Annotated in this window: 1 pseudogene; it reads right to left on the reverse strand. The window is 47.5% G+C overall.

The features are described from left to right. A pseudogene (locus CBI42_RS12270) lies at positions 1-221 on the reverse strand (4-hydroxy-tetrahydrodipicolinate reductase); the annotation flags it as partial.

Raw genomic sequence — 221 nt, forward strand, 5'->3', positions numbered from 1 at the left:
TCGACTTGGTCATCCGTTATACCCGAAGTCCCAATCACCGGATGAATCCCGTGTTGGATGGCAAACTTCGCATTTTCAAATGCAGCACCGGGAACCGTAAAATCAATCCAAACGTCCGCGTCGGTTTTGATTTCATCCAAACTGGCAAACAATTTGACGTGATCGTCCATTCCCATTCCCTGGAGATGAACGGTATCAATGCCAGGATTATAAGCCCCAAC

It is taken from the genome of Streptococcus sp. KR (assembly GCF_002238115.1).
Classification (GTDB): domain Bacteria; phylum Bacillota; class Bacilli; order Lactobacillales; family Streptococcaceae; genus Streptococcus.